Below are 6,535 nucleotides of genomic sequence, written 5' to 3'. Positions count from 1 at the left end.
TGTGGTCGGGGGGGGGGCCAGGGGGTTGCTGCTCGCCGCGGGGGCGGGCGGGGTCTAGGTGTGGTCGGGGGGGTGGGCGCCCGAGCCGGGCGCACCGCGGCTCTCCGGGGCGTCCGCCGCGGCGGGGCGCCCCGGGGCGTCCCCGTGGTCGGTCCCGCTGGGCGGGCACACCGTGTCCTGCTCGGCCGAGGCCACCGGGCTGTACTGCTCGGGCCGCGGGCTGGCCGCGGCCCGGCTCGACGCCGCGAACGGTTCGACGACGTGGGCCGTCCGCACGAACGCCCCGGACCAGCCGGGTGCCACCACGATGACCCCGCTGTTCGCGGGCGGGACGGTGCTGGCGGCGGCTCCCGGCGGCGAGGTCCTCCAGGCCCTGGACGCGGGTACGGGTGCGGAGCGCTGGCGGCAGAAGCTGCCTCCGGGCGCGCGCGTGGTGGCCGCCGGTCCGCACGTCCTGCTGGTGACGCCGAACGGGAACGTCACCGCCTTCGACGCCGCGGCGGGCACCGAGCGCTGGAACCGGCGGGGCGAGCCGGGATCCGGGTGGTGGGGTGCCCGGGGCCAGAAGGGCGAGCCGGTGTTCTACGTGTCGACGGCCGATCCGTCCGGCAAGTCCACCCAGGTCTCCGAGGTCGACGCGGCGAGCGGCGAGGTGCGCTGGCAGGTGCGGGCGGTGGGCCGGCTGCAGCCGTTCGGCACGGCGCGCGGTTCGCTCTGCCTGCTGGACAACGATCCGACGACCCACGCGGGCGCCGTCGTCCGGATCGACCTGGCGACGCGCTCGGTCCACCGGGTCCAGCTGTCGGCCCCGCTGTACGACGCGCAGGCGACGGTGGAGCCGAACGGGACGGTGTACGCCTTCGGTACGCAGGGCGCGGTCGTGGCGGTCGACACGAACAAGGAGCTGTGGCGGCTGGAGACCGGCGCGGCGAGCGCCTCCGCTCCCGCGTTCCTCGACGGGCGGGTGTACCTGACCGTGTCGGACGGCCGCCTGCTGGCCGTGGACGCGGCGGCGGGGCGGCTCCTGGGACAGACCAGGGCCCGCATGGCCACGGGCCAGGCCACGGTGAGCGCCGCCGTCCCCGCTCCCGTGTTCTCCGGCGGCCGGGTCTACGCCTCGGCCCCCGACGGGACCGTCTTCGCCGTGGACGCGCGGAACCCCGCGGGGTGGTGAGCCACGGCCGCCGGGCGGAGCCCGGCGCAGCGCCGCGAAGCCCGCGAGGCGCCCCGGCGCCGAGCGGCGCGAGCGACGCGTCGAGAAAGAGACGCGCGGAACCCCGCGGGGTGGTGAGCCACGGCCGCCGGGCGGAGCCCGACGCGTCGGGGAAGGGGCGCACGGAACCCCGCCGGGTGGTCAGCCGCCCGGCGGGGCCCTGGTGACGGTGGGTCAGCCGAGGCGGGTGACGTCGCGGACCGCGCCCTTGTCGGCGCTGGTGGCCATCGCCGCGTAGGCGCGCAGGGCCGCGGAGACGTTGCGCTCGCGGTCCTTCGGGGCGTAGACGCCGCCGAGGGCCTCGTGACGGGCCGCCAGCACCTCGTCGGAGACCAGGAGCTCGATGGAGCGGTTCGGGATGTCGATGCGGATCCGGTCACCGTCCTCGACGACGGCGATGTTGCCGCCCGAGGCCGCCTCCGGGGAGGCGTGGCCGATGGACAGGCCCGAGGTGCCGCCGGAGAAGCGGCCGTCCGTCACCAGGGCGCAGACCTTGCCGAGGCCGCGGCCCTTGAGGAAGGAGGTCGGGTAGAGCATCTCCTGCATGCCGGGGCCGCCGCGCGGGCCCTCGTAGCGGATGACGACGACGTCGCCCGGCGCGATCTGCTTGGAGAGGATCTTCTCGACGGCCTCGTCCTGCGATTCGCAGACCACGGCCGGGCCCTCGAAGGTCCAGATCGACTCGTCGACGCCGGCGGTCTTGACCACGCAGCCGTCGACCGCGATGTTGCCGCGCAGGACGGCGAGGCCGCCGTCCTTGGAGTACGCGTGCTGCACGGAGCGGATGCAGCCGCCCTCGGCGTCGAGGTCGAGGGTCTCCCAGCGCTCGGACTGGGAGAAGGCGGTCGCGGAGCGCTTGCAGCCGGGGGCCGCGTGCCACAGCTCCATCGCCACGTCGGAGGCGGTGCCGGAGCGGGCGTCCCACTGCGCGAGCCAGTCCTCCAGGTTGTCCGAGTGGACGGTGGTGACGTCCTTGTTGAGGAGCCCGCCGCGGTGCAGCTCGCCGAGGATGGCGGGGATGCCGCCGGCGCGGTGGATGTCCTCCATGTAGTACGTGCCGCCGGGCGCCACGTTCGGGGCGACCTTGGACAGGCACGGGACGCGGCGCGAGACGGCGTCGATGTCGGTCAGGTCGTAGTCCAGGCCGGCCTCCTGGGCGGCGGCGAGGAGGTGGAGGATCGTGTTCGTGGAGCCGCCCATGGCGATGTCGAGGGCCATGGCGTTCTCGAAGGCCTCGCGGGTGGCGATGTTGCGCGGGAGGACGGACTCGTCGTCGCCCTCGTAGTAGCGCTTGGTGATCTCCACGACCGTGCGGCCGGCGTCCTCGTACAGGGCGCGGCGGGCGGTGTGCGTGGCGAGGACCGAGCCGTTGCCGGGGAGGGCGAGGCCGATGGCCTCGGCGAGGCAGTTCATCGAGTTGGCGGTGAACATGCCCGAACAGGAGCCGCAGGTCGGGCAGGCGTTCTCCTCGATGCGCAGGATGTCCTCGTCGGAGACGTTCTCGTTGGAGGCGTCGACCATGGCGTCGATCAGGTCGAGCTTGCGGACGGTGCCGTCGACGAGGGTGGCCTGGCCGGCCTCCATGGGGCCGCCGGAGACGAAGACGACCGGGATGTTGAGGCGCATGGCGGCCATCAGCATGCCGGGGGTGATCTTGTCGCAGTTGGAGATGCAGATCAGCGCGTCGGCGCAGTGCGCCTCGACCATGTACTCGACCGAGTCCGCGATCAGGTCGCGGGAGGGCAGGGAGTACAGCATGCCGGCGTGGCCCATGGCGATGCCGTCGTCGACCGCGATCGTGTTGAACTCGCGCGGGATCGCGCCGGCGGCGCGGATCGCGTCCGAGACGATGCGGCCGACCGGGGCCAGGTGGGTGTGGCCGGGGACGAACTCGGTGAAGGAGTTGGCGACCGCGATGATCGGCTTGCCGATGTCCTCGCTCGCTACGCCCGACGCGCGCATCAGCGCACGAGCGCCTGCCATGTTGCGGCCGTGGGTGACGGTGCGGGACCTCAGCTCGGGCATGCGGTTTCACTCCCCATGAGTGCGGCTGTACGGTCAGCCGCGACTGCGGATATGGCTCGGTTACAAAGCTACGCCCACCGCCCGCGACCCGGACAGCCCGTCCGGATGCCGGGACGGCGGGCTCACTCCTCGGTCAGGTAGCGCTGGAGCGTGGGCGCCACGAGGGCGACGATCTGCTCCGGGTCGGCGGATGCGAGCGGCTCCACACGGACCACGTAGCGCAGCAGCGCGATGCCGATCATGTGGGAGGCGGCCAGCTCGGCGCGCAGCGTCGGGTCCGGTACGTCGAGGTCGGCGGCGACCCGCTCCAGGACCCGGCGCAGGATCAGGCCGCGCAGCACCTTGGCGGCGGCCTCGTGGGTGAGGGCGGAGCGGATCACGGCGAGCAGGGGGGCGCGGGAGACCGGGTTCTCCCAGATGCCGAGGAAGTAGCGGGCCAGGCGTTCCCCGATGCCTTCGGGGCCGTCGCCGATGATCGCCGGGACCACCAGGGCGGGCTCCATGCTCACCTCGATGGCGGCGGCGAAGAGGTCGTCCTTGCTCCCGAAGTAGTGGTGCACCAGGGCCGGGTCCACGCCGGCCACCTTGGCGACGCCGCGGACGGACGTCTTGTCGTAGCCGCGTTCGGCGAACACCTCGCGGGCGGCGAGGCGGATCCGCTCCTGGGTGCCGGGGCCGTCGTCGGTCTCGTCCTGGCGGGGCCGGCCGGGGCCGCGGCGGCGCTTGACGGGCTGGGCGGGCGGTTCGGCGGCGGGCCCGGACGGCCCGTCCTGCTCCGATGGCTCCGCCGGCTCCGTCATGAGCGGCGCACCGGCTTCGAGAGGTGCAGGCGGGTGAAGGCCAGCGCCTCGGCGAGGTCGGCCTCGCGCTCGGCGGACGACATGGCGCGGCGGGTGTTCACCTCGATGACGACGTGCCCGTCGAAGGAGGTCCGGGCCAGGCCCGTGAGCAGCTCGGCGCAGGGCTGGGTGCCCCGGCCGGGGACCAGGTGCTCGTCCTTGGCCGATCCGTTTCCGTCGGCGAGGTGGATGTGGGCGAGCCGGTCGCCCATCCGGTCGATCATGGCGGTGGCGTCCGTACGGGCGGTGGCGGTGTGCGAGAGGTCGACGGTGAAGTGCCGGTAGTCGTCCTTGGTGACGTCCCACTCGGGCGCGTAGGCGAGCATCTCGCGGTCGCGGTAGCGCCAGGGGTACATGTTCTCCACGGCGAAGCGGACGTCGGTCTCGTCGGCCATCCGCCAGATCCCGGTGACGAAGTCGCGGGAGTACTGCCGCTGCCAGCGGAACGGCGGGTGCACGACGACCGTGCTCGCGCCCAGCCTCTCGGCCGCCGCGCGGGCGCGCTGGAGCTTGATCCAGGGGTCGGTGGACCACACGCGCTGGGTGATGAGCAGGCAGGGGGCGTGGACGGCCAGGATCGGCACCCCGTGATGGTCCGACAGCCGGCGCAGGGCGTCGACGTCCTGGCTGACCGGGTCCGTCCAGACCATGACCTCGACGCCGTCGTAGCCGAGGCGGGCGGCGATCTCGAAGGCGGTCGCCGTGGACTCCGGGTAGACGGAGGCGGTGGAGAGCGCGACTTTCGGGGTGGTGGTGGTCGGGATACGGACTGGTTCTGCCACGGGGACAGATTACGGGGCCCCTGCCCCGCCGGGGCGGCCCGGCCCCGGAAGCCGTCTCAATGCCGTCGCCAGACCAGCGTGTAGCGCCAGAACAGCCGGCGGCGCAGCCGGACGCCCGGCAGCAGCCGTGCGGCCTCGTGGGCGATCTCGGCGAAGGTCATGGACGCGGGCCGGGTCGGGGCGGTCATCGAGGCCGGGCGGGGTGCCGTACGCCCCTTGTTCCTGATCCATCCCAGGGCGGCGTTCAGCGGGACCGCGACGGCGCCGAGGAGGTGGTCGCCGCGGGTGCTCGCCCGGTATGCGCCGACGACGACCAGGGTCCCGCCGGGCGCGAGCCGCTCGCGGAAGTGGCCGAGGGCCTCGGTGAACGGCAGGTGGTGGAGGACGGCCACGCACGTGACGACGTCGTACGTCCCCTCCTCCTCCAGCGCCTCCCCGACGGCGAAGGTCACCGGTGCCCCGGCGGGGGTGAGCTCCCGGGCCCGCGCGACGATCCGCGGATCGGCGTCGACCCCGTGCACGGCGGCGGCGCGCGCGGTCAGCGCCCTGGCCAGGTCGCCGCTGCCGGAGCCGACGTCCAGGGCACGGGCGCGGCGGCGGGGCAGCTGCCGCAGGATCCACGGATGGTAGTGAGCGTTGTGGTCCCAGGGGTGGGCGTCGTTGAACCGGCCGAGCGCCTCGATGACGCGGGGCGTCAGGATCGTGATCATCCGGCGATGATCGCCGGGGCTACGGCAGGTGGTCCAGCCTCCGCAGGATCACGCCCTCGCGCAGGGCCCACGGGCAGATCTCCAGTTCGTCCACGCCGAAGAGGTCCATCGCGGCCTCCGCCACCAGGGCCCCGGCCAGGAGCTGGTTGGCCCTGCCGTCCGAGACGCCGGGGAGCGCGGAGCGTTCGGCGGTGGTCATCGCGGCCAGGCGCGGGACCCACTCGCCCAGGGACTTGCGGGTCAGGTCGCGCTGCACGTAGAGGCCGTCAGCCTCCCGGGCCGCGCCCGCGATGCGGGCGAGCTGCTTGAAGGTCTTCGAGGTGGCGACGACGTGGTCCGGGGCGCCGAAGCGGCTGAACTCGCCCACCGTGCGGGCGATGCTGGCCCGCACGTGCCGGCGCAGGGCCTTCACGTCCGCCGGGTCCGGCGGGTCGCCGGGGAGCCAGGCGGAGGTGAGGCGGCCGGCGCCGAGCGGGAGGGAGACGGCCGCGTCCGGCTCCTCGTCGATGCCGTACGCGATCTCCAGCGAGCCGCCGCCGATGTCCAGGACCAGCAGCTTGCCGGCCGACCAGCCGAACCACCGCCGGACCGCGAGGAAGGTCAGCCGGGCCTCGTCGTCCCCGCTGAGCACCGGGAGCTCCAGCCCGGTCTCGGCCTTCACGCGGGCGAGGACCTCGTCCGCGTTGGTGGCCTCGCGCACCGCGCTGGTCGCGAAGGGCAGCAGGTCCTCGCAGCCCTTGTCCTCGGCGGCCTGCACGGCCTCGCCGATCACCGAGACGAGGCGCTCTATGCCGTCCGCGCTGACGGCCCCGCGCTCGTCGAGGAGCTGTGCCAGGCGCAGTTGCACCTTGTGCGAGTGCGCGGGCAGCGGGCGCGCGCCGGGGTGCGCGTCCACCACCAGCAGATGGATCGTGTTCGAACCCACATCGAGGACACCGAGTCTCATGCGGGAAACGCTACTGGGCC

General features: G+C 73.9%; 6 protein-coding genes. 1 reads left to right on the top strand and 5 read right to left on the bottom strand.

Annotated elements, in window-relative coordinates; all coding sequences use genetic code 11:
- Nucleotides 1–58: 58 nt before the first annotated feature.
- On the top strand, nucleotides 59–1,174 hold the full coding sequence (locus ACEPPI_RS15940) for a PQQ-binding-like beta-propeller repeat protein (protein ID WP_373915876.1): 1,116 nt from the start codon (nucleotides 59–61) through the stop codon (nucleotides 1,172–1,174).
- A gap of 213 nt (nucleotides 1,175–1,387) precedes the next feature.
- On the opposite strand, the gene ilvD is transcribed toward ACEPPI_RS15940, so the two are convergent.
- The 5 genes from ilvD to ACEPPI_RS15915 all read right to left on the bottom strand — a co-directional run bounded on the left by ilvD (nucleotide 1,388) and on the right by ACEPPI_RS15915 (nucleotide 6,515).
- The gene (gene ilvD, locus ACEPPI_RS15935; protein WP_373915875.1) at nucleotides 1,388–3,238 is read right to left on the bottom strand and encodes a dihydroxy-acid dehydratase; all 1,851 of its coding nucleotides are present in this window, start codon (nucleotides 3,236–3,238) and stop codon (nucleotides 1,388–1,390) included.
- Between the two features lie 122 nt (nucleotides 3,239–3,360).
- On the bottom strand, nucleotides 3,361–4,038 hold the full coding sequence (locus tag ACEPPI_RS15930; protein WP_373915874.1) for a TetR family transcriptional regulator: 678 nt from the start codon (nucleotides 4,036–4,038) through the stop codon (nucleotides 3,361–3,363).
- A complete protein-coding gene (locus tag ACEPPI_RS15925) occupies nucleotides 4,035–4,859 on the bottom strand; it encodes a sugar phosphate isomerase/epimerase family protein (RefSeq protein ID WP_373915873.1) in 825 nt (274 codons plus the stop codon). Before ACEPPI_RS15925 ends, ACEPPI_RS15930 begins: the two co-directional genes overlap by 4 nt.
- A gap of 56 nt (nucleotides 4,860–4,915) precedes the next feature.
- Nucleotides 4,916–5,566 carry a class I SAM-dependent methyltransferase gene (locus ACEPPI_RS15920; protein WP_373915880.1) on the bottom strand — a complete coding sequence of 217 codons (651 nt, stop codon included), beginning with the start codon at nucleotides 5,564–5,566 and terminating at the stop codon, nucleotides 4,916–4,918.
- A gap of 22 nt (nucleotides 5,567–5,588) precedes the next feature.
- Nucleotides 5,589–6,515 carry a Ppx/GppA phosphatase family protein gene (locus tag ACEPPI_RS15915; protein ID WP_356218452.1) on the bottom strand — a complete coding sequence of 309 codons (927 nt, stop codon included), beginning with the start codon at nucleotides 6,513–6,515 and terminating at the stop codon, nucleotides 5,589–5,591.
- Between the last annotated feature and the right edge of the window lie 20 nt (nucleotides 6,516–6,535).

This window comes from Streptomyces sp. AB3(2024), from assembly GCF_041862025.1.
Lineage (GTDB): Bacteria > Actinomycetota > Actinomycetes > Streptomycetales > Streptomycetaceae > Streptomyces.
The sequence above is the reverse complement of the archived record's forward strand: the minus strand, read 5'-3'. Positions and strand labels throughout refer to the sequence as shown.